Raw genomic sequence first — 16,524 nt, 5'->3', positions numbered from 1 at the left:
TCTGCGTGCCATCATCGGACCGTGCGACACGACTGGTTCGAAACCCTGACCGGCTTCGCGGAAATGGGCTACGACGAGACCCGCCGCCGACTTCGGGTCGACGGCGACGAGCTGGTGTCGACCGTCAACGGCAAGCGCCACGGCATCGGCACGCTGACGATGCCGACGCTGGCGAAGCTGCGTAGGCAGACCGAGCTGCCCGACGGCCCCCGCAGCACGGTGCGCTGCGTCGTCGGTGACGCGCGCGCCCTGCACGCCGACCCCGGGCTCGCCGGGGCGATGTTCCAGGTCGCCTCGCAGTTCAACCTGTTGGAGATGACCGGGCCCGGCGTCACCCCCGAGCACGGCGTCACCCGCTACCGCGACGACCACACCCAGGGCCCGGCGTGCGCGATGGCCGCCGGTGCGGCCACCGTCTACCGCAACTACTTCGCTCCCGTCGGCGATCAGTGCGGCCAGACCCGCGACCGCCAGCTCGACGGGTTGGCCGACGTGGGGCGGGCGTTGTCGGAGCGTCTCGGCCGGCCGGTGGCAGAGCTGTGGACGATGCGCAACGGCTACGCGTTGTGCAGCGAGTCCGGGCTGGACGCAATCACGCGGCTGATATCCGAGGGCGGCGACGAGGTGCGTGAGGTGCTGCGCGGGTGGCTCGCGATCGGCACGCACTATGGCGTCGAGGTCACCGACATGCCGGAAGGCCGGCGCCACACCGTGTCCCAGGCGTTCTGCTCGGCGCTGCCGGTGTCCTACGGCGGCGGACGCCCGTCTTCCTGGGAGGCGTTCGCCCGGGTGGTGCTGGAAGCGGCGTACGAGGCGACACTGCTGGCCGCCGTCGACCGTCCGTCGGACATCGTGCTGCTCACCCGCGTCGGCGGCGGTGTGTTCGGCAATGACGACGCCTGGATCGACGACGCGATCATCCGGGCGCTGAGCATCGTCGAGCACGCGGGCCTGGACATCAGGCTGGTCAGCCACGGGCAGGTCCATCCGTCGAACCGGATGATCGCCGCGCAGTTCGATGGTTGAGCAGCGCTGGTCGCACGACGCGGTGTTGCACGCCTGGTGGGTGCATCATCGATCTGACCACCCCCGACGACCGCCTCACCCCGTACGAGGCGCAGCTGCGCCGCGCTGCCGAGGCGGCGGGGCGGCACATCGAGCACGTCGCACACCCGATCCCGGACTTCGGTGTCATCAATCACGCCGGCTATGACCGGATCCTCGCCCGCATCCGTGACGAGCGGGACGCGGAGCGCCTCGTCTATCTGCACTGCTGGGGCGGCAAGGGCCGCACCAGCACCGTGGTGGGGTGTCTGCTCATCGACGGCGGACTCGACTACGACTCGGCCGTGGCGCGCATCGCGCAGCTGCGGGCCGGCACCCGAAAGGCGGGCGACCCGTGTCCGGAATCCGACGCCCAGCACCGGCTGCTCCGGGAACGCGAGAGGTTCCCCGAGCGACCAACTCGGGGCCACCAGTGAAATGAGTTAGGTTCCCTCGGTGGACCACCGGGCGGATGCGCGCTAACTCACGTCGAACCGGCCATCACGCAGCCGGTCAGCAGCACGCCCGTCCGCCAACTCTGGACGATCCTCGGGGTGCTTCCAGTAGTGCCGCACCATCCAGAACAGCGACGTGCCAGCGGGATAGTAGAAGTCGGCACCGTCGAGAACCGTCTCGCCGGCTTCGGAGGTCGACAGCACGATTGCTCTGCGTGTTGCTTTCTGTGTTTCCGAGTGACCAGTCACATCTCGAACATCGCCCCAGGGAATGGATTCGGTGGAGGTCATATTCGCGATGTCGATGCACTCAGCGGTGAGTCTGACCCACCCGATGGCCCCGCGCCGCCAAGCCCGGAAAGAGGCGACCACGACAGCGATCACCGCGATCGCAGCCCCGACCATCCACCCGATCTGCAGCGTGCGCGGCATCGTTGTGTCTAGCTCTCCCCGCGCGATGAGCAGCGAAAACGTCAGGATCGCGACGATGCCTACCAGAGCACCGGTGAGCACCAGGACGCCGAACCGGCGGTCGGGGCGAAGTGTCATGCCCTCAGAGCTCTGCTCGAGTCGGGGCGACGTACGTCCCGCATGAACGAGGACGAGTGCGACGGCCCACGTCATCGTCATGACTGACATCGTCAGCCAGGCGAACGTCGGGCCGTACCTGCCCTGCAGGCCTGCGGTCGCGGCGAAGAACAACGCGAACGCACCGGCGCCGAGCAATACCGTGCTGAGCACAGCGATCCGAGCCGATGCGGCCTGCCATCCGACAGGTTCAGGGAGCTTCACTAGGGACACGCCACCTTTCCGATGAACCCGCCCAGCTCCGCGCCACCGTAGCCACCAGCGAGAGCGAACAGCGTCGCCAGGACCGGCACTGCGACCGGAGCGCCGGGACCGAAGGCCAGACCCGTCGCAGCTCCGAGCTCCGCGGCGCCCCAACCACTAGCCCCGCTGGCGGCACCGGCTACGAGCGCGATGCAGCGGTCCCTGCCGGAGTCGGCCATCACCATGTCGAACACCGTCGTCGCCGCACCGAGCGCGGGGCCACCGACCTTCATCGACCTTGCGATCTTGTCCACTGACTCATCGGTGAGCATCGGCAGCGAGCCGCCTCGAGCAATGTGCTTCTCCAGGCCCGACATCACCGAGGCATTGCCCATGGAGATGCTGTCGATCAGCTCGACGGGCACCGCACTGTGCCGACCGTCCGAGGTGGTGAAGCCCGCGGTTCGGTATCCGGTAGAACTCATCGACATCGTCAAGTTCGAACCGTCTGCGAACGTGATCGAGGTGTAATCGGAATCGTTCGACAGGTCATGCCATGAACTCGTTCGTGCAATGAACTCGCCATCGGCGCCGAATTCCTCCATCTCGTAGAAGTCCTGCCTGCTCGGCCAGTCGAAGGGGTCCCTGCGGGTCATCACCGCTCTGCTGCCATCCTGTTTCACCACGGTCGTCACCTCTTCGCCGAAGTCGTTCGTGGACTCGATCACCTCGCGGACGGTCTGTTGCTGATCGGCGGACCGGATGGCTTCCTGAGCCGCGACCCCCACCGGGTTTCGTGGGTCGGGCACTTCGTCGGCTGGCCGCTGGGCCGTGGGTAGCAGCAATTGGTCGATGCCTTTCGGCGCATGGGGTTCGACGAACCCATACTTCTGCCCGGCAGCGATGACCGCATTCGCCGTTGCGTCGTCTGCGTCGCCCACCGCGGTCAGCATGGAGTTGACCGTCTCCTGTTCTTGTCGTGACAGCGCCTGCAGCCGGGCCATCTCCTCTTCCGAGACATACGCTTGATCGATCAGCACCACCCACAGGTCGCTCACGTTCAGCGGCCCGGCGTCCAATTCGTCGGCCTTGTCGAGCAGCGTCCGACGCGAGTTGCCGATCGACGCGGATCCGTCACTGAGCGCGGCAGCGACCGCGCTGGCGTAGTCAGAAAGCTGCTCCGCCGACCTGTCCGCGCGGCCGAACATGGCGCTGGCCGCGTCGTGCGCCCGGCCCGACCACGCTTGGACCTTGGGAAGCCGTTCACACGCATCGTCGATTCCTGCGACCGCGCGGTGCATTGACTCAGCGGCCGCGCTAGCAGCAGAAGCCGACGCAGACAGGATATCGGGCTGCCAACTCTGCAACGTTGTGCGTGATGGCAACACCTCGCTACGCTGCCCCGTCTGCGGCCCGGCTCCGGGCACCAATGTGGTGCGCGCCCGGGGCCACCAGCGAGATGAGTTCGGTTCCCTCGTTGGTCAATTGCACCAGTTGCCCGTCGATCTGCCAGATGCGGTCGAGCGAGTCGACTTTCTTCGGGATCGTCCATAACCGCTCGCAGGAATGCAGGTCACTGGCCGTCGCGAGCACCTCGGCTCCAGGGTTGTGGACCCGGAACACCAACGTCGACCCGTCGGTGCCGATGTAGTTGTGCATGAGGTAGTCGCAGACCGGACCTGCTGCGCCGTTACGCATGTCGTACTGCTGCCACTCCGGAAAGTCGCGGCTGTTACCCACATTGACCATCAGCGTCGTTCCGACCAACTGCATTGCTACCGAGGGAACGTCAATCAACTTCTGGCCCTGCGCGGAGTACACGACGCTGCGCTCTTCCCACCGCACCACCGGTAGGTCGACGTGATCCGCATCGCGCTCGAGCACTCCCCGCTCGCCGTGCTCACCGACTCGATTCCCGCGGTCATCGAAGAATACGACTCGCGGGCGCATGGCGCTGGGGCCGTCGACCTCGGCCGCGAATCCTCCCGTGTAGAAGACCGTGTTGTTCAGGGTCGAGTCCTCGTCGACATCGGGCTCTACAACACTGCCGTCCACCACCGAGAATATGGTCTCCGACCACGACATCGGATCGACATCGTCTTGCGCGGTGAGGGTTTGTGCCGATGCTCCCGCTCGCACGACTGGTTCGACCTCTATCCGTCCGTCGCCGGGGATGAACCACGTCGTCTCGGCTCGCGACCCTATGCCGTAGACCCCTTCGTTCTGTGTCCGAGCCACCGCGTAGATCCCAACCTGCTGGACCACCAACGTGCCCAATCCGAGCCGCAGATCAGTGGGGCCGCTATACTTCACCGCCCCGGAGTGCGCGTCGATCACCCACGCTGACGCTGAGGGGGAAAATCTTGTGACACAGAGGATACCGTCCGGCCCGTGCAGGAAACAGCCGGGCGGCGACGTCGAAACACCCAGTGGGACGGCGTCGAAGAGCGCCCGGCCTTCTCGGACATCCACCCCGACCAGCCACCATTGGGATTCTTCGGGTGCACCGCTGAGAGCCAGGAAGTAGGCGCGACTGCCGACATTGCCGATGAACGGCCGCAAGCGCCGTTCACCGTTACTCACCGCAAACCGACTGTCAACGGTCCGCGGTAGACCCAGGTCAGCGACGGCACTTTCCCAGCCGGGGACAGGCTGTTGCCGCATCGACGACGAGAACATCGCCTCCGGCGGCGGTTGCCAGGATGCGCGGGCCGAGCTCAATCGGTACGCCGGCAGCCACCAGCTGAGCGTCAGCACAGTCAGGACCGCCACGACCAGCAGGATCACGGCCCCGGTCACGACGCCACGCCGCCGGGAGCGCCTGCCCTTTGGCCCGTCAGTCGTCATACGACCGATAGCGAGCGGAGATGACTTCGGCTATACGAGAATTGGCGGACTCCGCTGTCGGCAGCCCGACGCAGCGCACCAGAAGCGACCTCACCGCAGCGCCGTCCTGGCCCAGTCGACGCATCAATTCAACGGTCACCTCATGCTGTGCGGAACGCGCCTTTTCGCTTGCCAGTGCTGCCATTGTGATGATCTCTTCGCCCAGACGAGCCTCATCGACCTGTGTGACATCGGTCAGATGGACGCGCTGCAGTCCGCCACCGAGGCCTGCGGTTGCCGAAAGGGTCCCGGCCGGGTTCGAAACGGTGAACGATACGTCGGGACGAACCTGCGTTTGGTCGGCAGCCCGGTGGTAGATGCCGGTATCCCAGGCGTCGTCGTGGTCACCACCTTCTTCCCCACCGTCATGCGGCGACACTGCATCGAGACCGGAGCCTTCTGCCACCGGCAACAGCTCGACATCATCGTCGTCCCATCGGCCTTCAGACTGCATCGAAGAATCTGCTCACAGGCCGCACGAATCGATGTCCTTTCTGGCGCGCCAGTCGGCGTCGTTGTAGTTCGACGACGCCATCGTCAGCCGCACCGACAGGTCGTGCGACATTCGCCAGAGCGTCGCGTCTGCCGCGTCTCGAGCAGCCTCGATGGCATCGACGGCCATATTGCTGGCGCCGCACACCACCCCGTGACTGGCCCACACGCTCGATGCCAGCTCGTTGACCGTCTCGCCCGCGATCTTCAGGTCCCCCGCCGCTGTGGTCTGTTTCTTCGCGAGTTCGTCGATGTGTTCGGTAAGCACCCGGAGATTCTTCTTCAGATACGACATGAACCACACTCCTTGTCCTAGAGCACCTCACGTCAGCGGGGCGCCGGTTGCCCATACGGTGTCGCAGGCGGATATTCCACCGCAGGCCCTGAGCGCTCAGGTGGGATGAACGAGGTGTCATTCTCAGCACGCATCGGAAGCGTCCCGGCCGTCCGCTCATCACCGAAGGGCTCTCCACAGGGATACGGATTGCTGGGATCCGAGTCGAGCATCTTCTGCGCCCCTGCATTCTCGTAGCTGCCCACCAGGGCGAGCATGTTGTTCGCGACGAGCGTCGACTCGGCCGCCAGAGCCACGACCGATCCTTGCGCATTCGCCACCTGTGCCGACGCGACTGCTGCATCGTTTGCGGCCTTGATCGCGGCACCGCCGGGGATGAAGTTCAACCAGGACGTCGACGTGTCGTAGTCGGCGAGGAACTCCAACGTCTCCTGCAGGTGTGTGCGGGTCTTCCTGACCTGCTCCGCGAGACGGCCCAACGCCTCCCCCATCGCTTTTTCAGCTTCGGCTACCTCCAGGGTGAGGCGACGGTGCTCGTCGTTCTTGGAACCGTAAGCCTGCGCCGCGGTTCCATCCCAGCAATCCTCCGCCGGGGCGGCGTCGATCAGAAGGTTCCCGGCCTCCTCGTACAGCTCCGCGGACTTCTTGAACGCCGCCCCGTCCTGCGGCTCCCCCGAACCCGTCGTGGCCTTCATTCCGTGGATGGCGAGCTGTGCAGCGGCAATGATGGGTGAACCCGCGAGATTCAGGATGTCGCTGACGGTGGAGCGGGAGCCGACGACACCGTCCACCGTGCCGGGCCCCTTGTCCCAGTCGATGCCGATGACGTCGCCGTACCGGCGCAGCAAATCCAGTGCTTCCCCCAGCACACTCACCGCAGGACACCCCCCCTCGAGCAACCAGCATAAGGGAGCCCGGGAGGTGGCCGACGCACCAATTCCGGGGGCCGGCCCACTACATCCGCGAATACCGCGTCAGCGCGAAGCTGTACAGCCCGTACGCCGCGAACCCCACTGCGGCGACGAACAGGATCACCTGCCCGAACTGGGCCTGGCCGACGGTCTTGACCGCGGCGTCCAAGCCGGTGGCCTTGCTCGGGTCCCGCAGCAACGGTGCACCGATGACCGACAATCCGGCGGCGAACAGCACCAGCCCTTCGACGACATGACCGCACACCCCCAGCACCGTGATCACCCACCCGCCTGGCACCGTGAGGTCGCCGAAGAACCTTCTCGACGCCCCCTTGAACACCAGGTAGCCGCCGAGCGCGGCGATCACCACGCCGACGGCCACCAGGACGGCCTTGCCGCCACCGGACTGCATCAGCCGGGCGCTCAGCCCCTCGGCCCGGTCACTTCCCTGCCGGCCGACTCCGAGCGCGAACTGCGCTGCGGTGAAGGCGAGCGCCAGATAGAGCACCGCCAGACCGAATGCCTTGAGCCGATTGATGATCGGGGATTCCCGCAGATGTGCGTGGGTGTGTTCGCCGGGGTGTAGTCCCACGACGGTTTCGGCCAGCCGCCACATCGCCAGCGCGACGAGCCCGAGCGCGACCACCCACAACGACGTCTCGCCACCGCGTTGGTCAGACAGGATCGCCAGGGCACCCGTCTGGTCGGCCTCGCCGCCGAGCCCGAAGGCGATGCGCATGATGATGTAGGCGATGAGCAGGTGCAGCACCCCGTTGACGGGGTAGCCGGCCCGCGCGATCGACTCGGCGGTGCGGCTGCCGGTGGCCCAGTTGACGGCGCCCTTGAAACTCATGGCCGGTTCACCGTTTCCCGCCGCACCAGGGCGCTAGCACCGGCGCTATCGGATCCTGAACACGACACACGGAACCCGCCAGGTGCCGGTGTGGCTGGTGTGACCGGCCGATCCTTTCCGTCGCTGACACGACGGCAAGGTTTCCCGATTCGCGCGAAGACGAATCAGCAGCGGCTCAGCAGCTCCTCCAGCTCGGCCTGGAACCGGTCGGCGAGGTCCCACAAATCGTCGGCCAGCTGCGGGCACGAAACGATCCCGACGTTGAGCTTGTCGCCGAACGACGTCACGGTGATGTTCAGCCCGGAACCGTGAAAGATCGGACCGATCGGATACAGCCCGGTCAGCCGCGCGCCGCCGGTGTACAGCGTGGCCGCGGGCCCGGCCACGTTGGAGATGATCAGGTTGTGGATCGTCGTGCGCGACATCGGCGTCCGCGCCATCAGCCCCATCAACGCCCCGAACGTACCCCGGGAGATGCTCTGCGCCAGGTCCACCAGCAGCGTCGGCCCCAGTGAGGCACTGTGCTCCTTGGCGTGCAGGCAGGATTCGGCGATCGCATGCAGCCGCTGCACCGAGTCGTCGATGTCGGTGTGCAGGTTGGCGAACAGTCCCGACAGCTGGTTGCGACCCGGGCGGTCGGACAGTCCGTGCACCGAGGACGGCACCATCGCGATCAACGGATCGTCGGGCAGTTCACCACGATCAGCCAGGTAGCCGCGCAGCGCTCCGGCGCACACCGCCATCACCACGTCGTTGACCTTGGCCCCGCACCGGTTCTTGGCGTTCTTGACGTCCTGCAACTCCAGCTGCGCCATCGCCACGCAACGCTGCGAAGTCACCTCCGCGTTGAACCGCGTCGCCGGCGCAGCGAACGGCGCCGCCATCGCCGAACCACTCACCGCCCGGTTCACCGTCTTGGCCACCAGCGAGGCCGTCATCGGGATCACCTTGGTCAGCTGCCACGGCCGGGTCGCCAAACGTGCCAGCCCGTCGGCGGCGATCTCCCAGCGCGACGCCTCGCCGGGGCCGTCCACCGGCTCAGGCGCCGGGGCCTCGGGCTCGAGATCGCACAGCTGGTTGAGCAGGTTGGCCGCCGACACCCCGTCCACCGCGCAGTGATGCACCTTCATCATCAGCGCCAGCCGCCCGGTGTCGGCCGGCGGACCGCCGCCGACCCCCTCGATCACCCACATCTCCCACAGCGGCTTGTCGCGGTCCAGCGGCACCCCGGTGATCTGGCCGCACACCTCGGCCAACTCCTCGCGTCCGCCCGGGGTGGGCAGCGCGATGCGGTTCAGGTGCCGGGACAGGTCGAAGTCGGGGTCCTCCACCCACACCGGGTGGTCGACGTTGAGCTGACTGTCGGCCAGCTTGGAGCGCAGCTCCGGCAGAGCCGGAATCCGGGTCGCGAGATGCTCGGCGAAGCGGTCGAAGTCGTAGCCGCCGGGAATGGTCATCGCGTCCAGCTCGACGATCGAGCAGATGTTCAGCTGCACCGTGGACGATTCGCTGTACAACAGTCCCGCATCGAGCCCACTCAGCCGTTCCATGCCCGGCGGTGTACCCCACGTCACACTCGCGTCAAACCCCGGGGCCGGCTCAGGCCTGGGCTCCCCCTACCGGCCAGGTGTGCATCGCGGTCTGCAACTCGTCCTTGCTCAGCGGGCTCACCGGCAGACGCTCCTGGCCGGGCTGACACCGCATGCCCTGCAACAGAATTGCGACATAGCGGCGCCACAGACCGGTACACACCTCGTCGGCGTACTCACTGACCGTGCCGGCCATCAGCCCCAACAGCGGCATGTCGGTTGCCGAGATCTCCGGCCGCAGATACCCGTCGCGCTTGGCGCGCTCCACCAGCGCCGACAGCTTCGGGTCCAGCCGGGTGCGGCCGGCGTCGACCCGGCCCCCGCAATAGGCCCTGCTGAACGCCACCTCACGCAGACCCCGGTCGGTGGCAGTCAGCTCGCACATCTGCCACACCCACCAGGACAGCCCCTCCCAGGAGTCCTCGGCCTCCAACGCCGTTTCGGCCAGCGCCACCAGCTGGTCGATGCCGTCCTCGAAGATCGCCTCGAACAGCTCTTCCTTGGTCGGGAACCGGCGGTACACGGTGCCGACACCCAGGCCCGCGTGGTGGGCCACCTCGTTGAGGGTGGCCTCCAGCCCCCGTGCGGCACACAGGTCGCGAGCGGCCTCGATGATCCGGCGCCGGTTGCGCTCGGCATCCCTGCGCAGACCCGTCGCCTGCGACTCGCCCGCATTCATGGCACCGAGTGTACGGACCGTCACAGAGGAACTGGATTGACATCATCCATTTGGATTGGAACTATCCACTTAGTTCGTTAGGTCGCCTATCCGGCCTTCCGCCCTCCGGAACCCGGCGGGCCGATTCTTGGTGAAAGGCCTCGCACGTGATCCACCCGTTCCGCGCCCGCCCGCCCGGAAACCCCGAGGCCGCACGGTGAATGCACTGGTCAAGCGAATCTGGATGCCCGTCCTGATTGTGGTGGCCGTCGTCATCGGCGCGGCCACGGTCGGCCAGCTGCGCGAGGCGTTCGGCGCCGACCCGGTCCTGGTCACCCCCACCGGGAACGACAAGGCCGAATCCTTCAGCCCCAAGGTCGTCACCTACGAGGTCGTCGGCTCCGGAACCACCGGCGTGATCAACTACGTCGACCTCGACGGCATCCCGCAACGCGTCGAGGCCGCTGCGCTGCCCTGGTCGCTGACGCTGAGCACGACGGTGCCCGCAGTCAGCGCCAACATCCTGGCCCAGAGTGACGGCGACACCGTCACCTGCCGCATCCTCGTCGACGGCGAACTCGAACGCGAGAACACCTCCACCGGCGTCAACGCCCAGACCTCCTGCGTGGTGAAGTCCGCATGAGCGCACACTCGACCACCACCCGACGCCCCTGGCTGCCCCGAGCCCTGCGCGTGCTGGCCGTGCCGGTCATCCTGGCCTGGATCGCGCTGATCGTCACACTCAATGTCGTTGTACCGCAGCTCGAAGACGTCGGCGAGATGCGCGCGGTGTCGATGAGCCCCAACAGCGCACCGGCCATGATCGCCACCAAGCAGGTCGGCGCGGTGTTCGACGAGTTCGACACCAGCAGCTCGGTGATGATCGTGATCGAAGGCGACCAGGACCTCGGCCCCGACGCCCACGCCTACTACGACCAGATCGTCGCCGACCTGCGCGCCGACACCACCCACATCCAGCACGTCCAGGACTTCTGGGGCGACTCGCTGACCGCCGCCGGCGCGCAGAGCAACGACAACAAGGCCGCCTACGTTCAGGTGTACATCGCCGGCGACCAGGGCGAGACGCTGGCCAACGACTCCGTCGAAGCGGTGCGCACGCTGATCGCCGAGACGCCTTCGCCCGACGGTGTGCAGGCCTACGTCACCGGTCCGGCGGCGATCTCGACCGACCAGCGCGCCGTCGGCGACGCCAGCATGCGCACCATCGAGATGGTCACCTTCGTGGTCATCACGATCATGCTGCTGATCGTGTACCGCTCGGTGGTCACCACCGCGGTGGTGCTGTCGATGGTGGTCCTCGGCCTGATGGGCGCACGAGGGGTCGTGTCGCTGCTCGGCTACCACGAGGTGTTCGGCCTGACCACCTTCGCCACCAACATGGTCGTCACCCTCGCCATCGCCGCGGCCACCGACTACGGCATCTTCCTGGTCGGCCGCTATCAGGAGGCCCGCCGCGCCGGCGAAGACCGGGAGTCGGCCTACTACACCATGTTCGGTGGCACCGCACACGTCATCCTGGCCTCCGGGTTGACCATCGCCGGAGCCACCGCCTGCCTGTACTTCACCCGGCTGCCCTACTTCCAGACCATGGGCATCCCGCTGGCGGTCGGCATGGCGTTCGTCGTCACCACCGCGCTGACGCTCGGACCGGCGGTCATCTCGATCGCCACCCGCTTCGGGAAGGTGCTCGAACCCAAGCGGATGACCCGCTCACGCGGCTGGCGCCGGGTCGGCACCGCCACGGTGCGCTGGCCCGGCGCGATCCTGGCCGGCGCGATCGTCGCCTGTCTGGTCGGACTGCTGACCCTGCCCGGCTACCACACCATCTACGACGACCGCGTCTATCTGCCCGACGACGTCTCGGCCAACGTCGGCTACGCCGCCGCCGACCGGCACTTCTCGTCGGCGACGATGAACCCCGATCTGCTGATGGTGCACAGCGACCACGACCTGCGCAACCCCGCCGACTTCCTGGTGATCGACAAGATCGCCAAGGCGCTGGTCGACGTCCGCGGCATCGCCGAGGTGCAGACCATCACCCGTCCCGAGGGCAAACCGATCGAACACTCGACGATCCCGTATACGTTGAGCGCCAACAGCACCGGCCAGATCATGAACAACGACTACGTCCAGCAGATGCTGGACAACGTGCTCGCCCAGGCAGACGACATACAGGTCAGCATCGACTCGATGACCAAGATGAAGTCGCTGACCCAGCAGATGTCCGAGATCACCAACAGCATGGTCGACAAGATGAAGGACACCAGCGCCAACATCGCCGAGGTCCGCGACGACCTGGCCACCTTCGACGATTTCTTCCGGCCGATCCGCAACTACTTCTACTGGGAACCACACTGTTTCGACATCCCGGTGTGCTGGGCGCTGCGCTCGGTGTTCGAGAGCCTCGACGGCATCGGCCAGATGTCCGACGACTTCGCCGCGATGGTGCCCGACTTCGAGCGGATGGCCGACCTGATGCCGCAGATGGTCGCGCTCATGGATCCGATGATCGAGACCATGAAGCACCAGAAGGAAATCATGCTGACGCAGTACCAGATCCAGAAGGCGCAGCAGGATCAGACCATGGCCATGCAGGACAACGCCACCGCGATGGGCGAGGCGTTCGACGCCGCACAGAACGACGACTCGTTCTACCTGCCACCCGAGGCGTTCCAGACCGACGAATTCCAGCGCGGGCTCGAACTGTTCCTGTCCCCGGACGGCCACGCCGTGCGGTTCACCATCATCCACCAGGGTGACCCGCTCACCGAAGAAGGCACCGCACGCATCGACGCACTCAAGATCGCCGCCGAGGACGCGGTGAAGGGCACCCCGTTGGCCGGGTCGTCGATCTACCTCGGCGGCAGCGCGGCCCTGTACAAGGACATGCAGTACGGCGCCGACTACGACCTGCTGATCGCCGCGACCGCCGCCCTGATCCTGATCTTCGTCATCATGCTGATCCTGACCCGCGCCGTGGTCGCCTCGGCGGTGATCGTCGGCACCGTGGTGCTCAGCCTGGGCACCTCGTTCGGGCTGTCCGTCCTGCTGTGGCAGCACCTGATCGGTATTCCGTTGCACTGGATGGTGTTACCGCTGTCGGTGATCGTGCTGTTGGCCGTCGGCGCCGACTACAACCTGCTGCTGGTCTCACGGATGAAAGAGGAGCTGCATGCCGGGCTGAAGACCGGCAGCATCCGCGCGATGGCCGGTACCGGCTCGGTCGTCACCGCCGCCGGCATGGTGTTCGCGTTCACGATGATCTCGATGACGGTCAGCGACATGATCGTCATCGGCCAGGTCGGGACCGCGATCGGCATCGGTCTGCTGTTCGACACGTTCGTGGTGCGCTCGTTCATGACGCCGTCGATCGCGGCGCTGCTGGGCCGCTGGTTCTGGTGGCCGCAGCACGTGCGAATGCGTCCCCGTCCCCAACCCTGGCCCGCTCCCGTTGCTCCGAGGGCTGCCGCTGACACCGCACTGCCGGCAGACAGACCTGCATAGGCCCGGCGGGCACTCTGGAAGGACCCGGCGACCGTCTAGCAGAGGTTTCGACCGAGTTCACCGCAGGATCGAGATTCTTTCGAAAACTCACAACCATGCGCCAAATAGTCGTTACAGTTTGTCATGTCAGACTGTACTGACACAGTGTAATGACAAAGAGGCTCGAGCGAGGTGCGCTGCCTCTGTCCACCCACTCATCGAGGGAAAGGACCCCGCGTGAGGCACTACTATCAACGGAGCGACGTACGTTTGCGAGCTACGCACGGCGCAGTCAGCGCCTCGCCGGATGGTGGCCCCCGGCGCAGAAGTGAAGGAAGCTCGAAGTTCATCGGGCGCGTGGGCGCGCTGGCACTGTTCCTCGGCGTAGGAGCTGCCGTGGCGGCGCCCGCCGCAGCAGCGGACGCCGACACCGACGGCTCGAGCGGCTCGTCGTCGACCTCCGCTTCATCGTCGACCTCCGCTTCATCGTCGACCGACGGGCCATCCAGCCAGGACAGATCCTCCAGCTCGACAGACCCAGCAGACTCGCAGTCAACGGGCGGGTCCACCGGTACGGCAAAATCCACCCAAGACCCAGCAGAATCCGACGATCCAGGTTCGGAAGATACGGAATCGGACGAACTCAGCGACGACCTCGATGACGAAGAGGGCTACGCCGAAGACTTCGACGACGAAGGGGACGACGCCGACGACGCCGACGACATCGACGACGCCGACGACATCGACGACGGAGGCGACGACGCCATCGACCTCATGGACGATGAAGACGTCGACTCCGCTGATCTCGTCCACGACGAAAACGTCGAAACACCGTATACCGACAGTTCCGCCGACGATTCGGCAACGACGGCCGCCATCGAGCTAGCCGAGCCGCAGTCGGTCGACCCGATCGAGCCGGACGCCCCAGCGCCTACCCCGGCGGTCGTCGCGACCATCAGCGCACTGGCATCGGCTCGCAGCGATGAATACACCAGTGCTGACACCGCTGCCACGGACGGGACTCAACTCCCCGATGACACCGTCGAACCAGCTGCGACGTCCGACAGCAGCGCATCCTTCACCGCCGTCGCCAATTCGATCACATCCCAACTGGACTCACAGACGAGCGACGTGCTTGCGCCGTATTACCGAGAACTGAGTCCCCTGCACTACACGCTTACCGCAGTCGGACAGGTGATTTCGTCCTTCCTGCACAACCCAGTCAAGATGATCTTCGACCCGATCCAGTCGGTGAAGTACACCGTCGCAACCGTGTCTCGTGGCCTGCTCATCGACCTCGGCGTGGTCGAAGCAAATCCGATCGCCACTGCGGACATGATCGCCATCCGGCGACTCACGGCCGACCTGGTCGACACTCCTGAAGTACAGGCAGCGATCGAATCCGCGATCGAATATCTTGCGGCCACCCCGTCTGCGACGACCTCGCCGGGAGCAGAACAGAACAGGGAAATACTCGACCAGGTGGTTCGCGAGTTCGCCAACGCCATGGCAACGCAGGTTGTCAACCAGAACATCGGATCGGTGATGTCGTCGGCAGCCTACATCGGTGAGCGGTACGGCTTGGACAACCCCGATACCTTCTACCGAGGCTTCAATCTCGATCCGACCGCTACCTACGTGATCCGCGGGAGCATGAACACCTCCCCGTACGTCGTTTTCCAGATCACAGACGGCTTCTACGGCGAGAACGGCCAGACTCCAAGTTCGCTCGCAGTGCTGGACACCACCCAGATGGAGATCGCCGCGGACGGTACTTTCGAACTGTGGCTCGGACCCGACGCCCCCAGCGGACAGCCGAACTACATGCAGTTGGATCCCACTGCCGTACAGCTCATCATCCGCGACACTCTCAACGACTGGGACCAGGCCCCCTCCGCATTGAGCTTGGAGATCGTCTCTGGTGATCCACAAGGATCGGAGCTGACCTTCGAGGAGATGGCGGCCAAGACCGCTGCCGACATAGTTTCCGGCGCTCCCTACTGGTACGGGTTCGCCAGCTACTACCGACTGCTGCCGGCCAACTTCCTGGCTCCGGCAAGCACCACCGCTGGTGGGTTGGCCAACCAGAGCTCGTCGGTTGGCAACTTCTCGCTCAACGAAGACCAGGCGCTGGTGATCACAGTGGACCAATTCGACGCCGAATACCTCGGTTTCGAGGTCGGCACCGATTGGTACACGTCGATCAACTACGCAAACCACACTTCGAGCCTGTCAGCAGACCAGGCGTACGCCAACGCCGACGGGACATACACCTACGTGCTGTCACTGAAGGATCCTGGAGTGGCCAACTGGCTCGACCCGGCCGGGCACCCCACCGGCCTGCTGCAGATCCGCTGGCAGGGGCTGCCATCAGAGATTCCCGTGGGTTACATGCCGACCGTTCAGCTTGTCGACCTGGACGATCTGCCCAGTGTGCTGCCTGCCGACACCAAGTATGTGAGCAGGTGGGAACGCATCCAGCAGATCGCGCAACGTCAACAGCAGGTCCGGTCCAGGTACGCCGGCATCCCTTCCTTGCTGTTGTGGTTCGACATCTACGACTTCACGCCGTTGTTCTGAGTTGCCCGTCGGCGCCGGGACGGCTCACGTCCCGGCGCCGCGGTACCAACGGTCCAGGTATCGATGCGGTCCACATACGCCTCCGCACCCACGCGCTCAATGCCTACCCCGCTCACCCTGGCTCAAGGGGCCCTTCAGCCATTTCCCACCGGCAAGTCACGAGGCCTCGGCCGGCGAGTTCCCTCGCCCCGCCAACGCCGCGCTCGGTACAGTCGAACTGCCCGACAACCACCTGGAGTGGTAGAGGGGACCACGCTTCAGCACACAGTCGAACTCCAGCGGCTCACCCAACGTCTCCATCCGGCGCCGACGCAGAGGACCGCCATGAGCCGATTCACCCAGACGATGTACGCCAACGCCCACCGCAGCACCCGGGGCTTTTTCACCGGCGAACCCGACGCGCCGCTGCGCCAGTCCTGGGCCGAGGTGCACGAGCGCGCCCGGCGGATCGCCGGCGGGCTGGCCGCCGCGGACGTGGGCCCCGGC

Annotated in this window: 15 protein-coding genes; 6 read left to right on the top strand and 9 right to left on the bottom strand. The window is 65.9% G+C overall.

Annotated elements, in window-relative coordinates; all coding sequences use genetic code 11:
* Positions 1-21 precede the first annotated feature (21 nt).
* Positions 22-1,026 (top strand): hypothetical protein, encoded by a 1,005-nt coding sequence (locus ACXAID_RS04255; RefSeq protein WP_475020939.1) that lies wholly within the window; start codon positions 22-24, stop codon positions 1,024-1,026.
* Positions 1,023-1,481: a protein-tyrosine phosphatase family protein gene (locus ACXAID_RS04250; RefSeq protein WP_475020938.1), complete on the top strand. Its 459-nt coding sequence runs from the start codon at positions 1,023-1,025 to the stop codon at positions 1,479-1,481. The genes ACXAID_RS04255 and ACXAID_RS04250 overlap by 4 nt, the downstream gene beginning before the upstream one ends.
* 42 nt (positions 1,482-1,523) lie before the next feature.
* Here ACXAID_RS04250 and ACXAID_RS04245 read toward each other — a convergent pair whose 3' ends face one another.
* The 9 genes from ACXAID_RS04245 to ACXAID_RS04205 all read right to left on the bottom strand — a co-directional run bounded on the left by ACXAID_RS04245 (position 1,524) and on the right by ACXAID_RS04205 (position 9,975).
* Complete coding sequence (locus ACXAID_RS04245; RefSeq protein ID WP_475020937.1) at positions 1,524-2,291, bottom strand: hypothetical protein; 768 nt, start codon at positions 2,289-2,291, stop codon at positions 1,524-1,526.
* Positions 2,291-3,697: a hypothetical protein gene (locus ACXAID_RS04240; RefSeq protein ID WP_475020987.1), complete on the bottom strand. Its 1,407-nt coding sequence runs from the start codon at positions 3,695-3,697 to the stop codon at positions 2,291-2,293. Before ACXAID_RS04240 ends, ACXAID_RS04245 begins: the two co-directional genes overlap by 1 nt.
* Positions 3,663-5,069, bottom strand: a complete 1,407-nt coding sequence (locus ACXAID_RS04235; RefSeq protein ID WP_475020936.1) for a hypothetical protein — start codon at positions 5,067-5,069, stop codon at positions 3,663-3,665. Before ACXAID_RS04235 ends, ACXAID_RS04240 begins: the two co-directional genes overlap by 35 nt.
* Positions 5,070-5,106: 37 nt before the next feature.
* Positions 5,107-5,610: a hypothetical protein gene (locus ACXAID_RS04230; RefSeq protein ID WP_475020935.1), complete on the bottom strand. Its 504-nt coding sequence runs from the start codon at positions 5,608-5,610 to the stop codon at positions 5,107-5,109.
* 12 nt (positions 5,611-5,622) lie between these two features.
* Positions 5,623-5,943 (bottom strand): ESX-1 secretion-associated protein, encoded by a 321-nt coding sequence (locus ACXAID_RS04225; RefSeq protein ID WP_475020934.1) that lies wholly within the window; start codon positions 5,941-5,943, stop codon positions 5,623-5,625.
* Positions 5,944-5,975: 32 nt separating this feature from the next.
* Positions 5,976-6,818 carry an EspA/EspE family type VII secretion system effector gene (locus tag ACXAID_RS04220; RefSeq protein WP_475020933.1) on the bottom strand — a complete coding sequence of 281 codons (843 nt, stop codon included), beginning with the start codon at positions 6,816-6,818 and terminating at the stop codon, positions 5,976-5,978.
* 79 nt (positions 6,819-6,897) lie between these two features.
* Positions 6,898-7,707, bottom strand: a complete 810-nt coding sequence (locus tag ACXAID_RS04215) for a DUF1206 domain-containing protein (RefSeq protein WP_475020932.1) — start codon at positions 7,705-7,707, stop codon at positions 6,898-6,900.
* A gap of 164 nt (positions 7,708-7,871) precedes the next feature.
* Complete coding sequence (locus tag ACXAID_RS04210; protein WP_475020931.1) at positions 7,872-9,257, bottom strand: WS/DGAT/MGAT family O-acyltransferase; 1,386 nt, start codon at positions 9,255-9,257, stop codon at positions 7,872-7,874.
* 49 nt (positions 9,258-9,306) lie between these two features.
* Positions 9,307-9,975: a TetR/AcrR family transcriptional regulator gene (locus tag ACXAID_RS04205; RefSeq protein WP_475020930.1), complete on the bottom strand. Its 669-nt coding sequence runs from the start codon at positions 9,973-9,975 to the stop codon at positions 9,307-9,309.
* Positions 9,976-10,198: 223 nt separating this feature from the next.
* Here ACXAID_RS04205 and ACXAID_RS04200 point away from each other — a divergent pair, with 223 nt between their 5' ends.
* From ACXAID_RS04200 to ACXAID_RS04185, 4 genes are all read left to right on the top strand, one after another.
* Complete coding sequence (locus tag ACXAID_RS04200) at positions 10,199-10,597, top strand: MmpS family transport accessory protein (protein ID WP_475020929.1); 399 nt, start codon at positions 10,199-10,201, stop codon at positions 10,595-10,597.
* A complete protein-coding gene (locus ACXAID_RS04195; protein ID WP_475020928.1) occupies positions 10,594-13,479 on the top strand; it encodes an MMPL/RND family transporter in 2,886 nt (961 codons plus the stop codon). The genes ACXAID_RS04200 and ACXAID_RS04195 overlap by 4 nt, the downstream gene beginning before the upstream one ends.
* A 336-nt stretch (positions 13,480-13,815) precedes the next feature.
* Entirely contained in the window at positions 13,816-16,038 is a 2,223-nt protein-coding gene (locus ACXAID_RS04190; protein ID WP_475020927.1) for a hypothetical protein, read from the top strand.
* Positions 16,039-16,362: 324 nt separating this feature from the next.
* Positions 16,363-16,524: hypothetical protein (locus ACXAID_RS04185; RefSeq protein WP_475020986.1), on the top strand; the 162-nt coding region annotated here is incomplete at its 3' end.

The sequence above is a fragment of the Mycobacterium sp. ABE4_509 genome, assembly GCF_056160785.1.
Note: the sequence above shows the minus strand (reverse complement) of the source record. Positions and strands in the feature narration are given on the sequence as shown.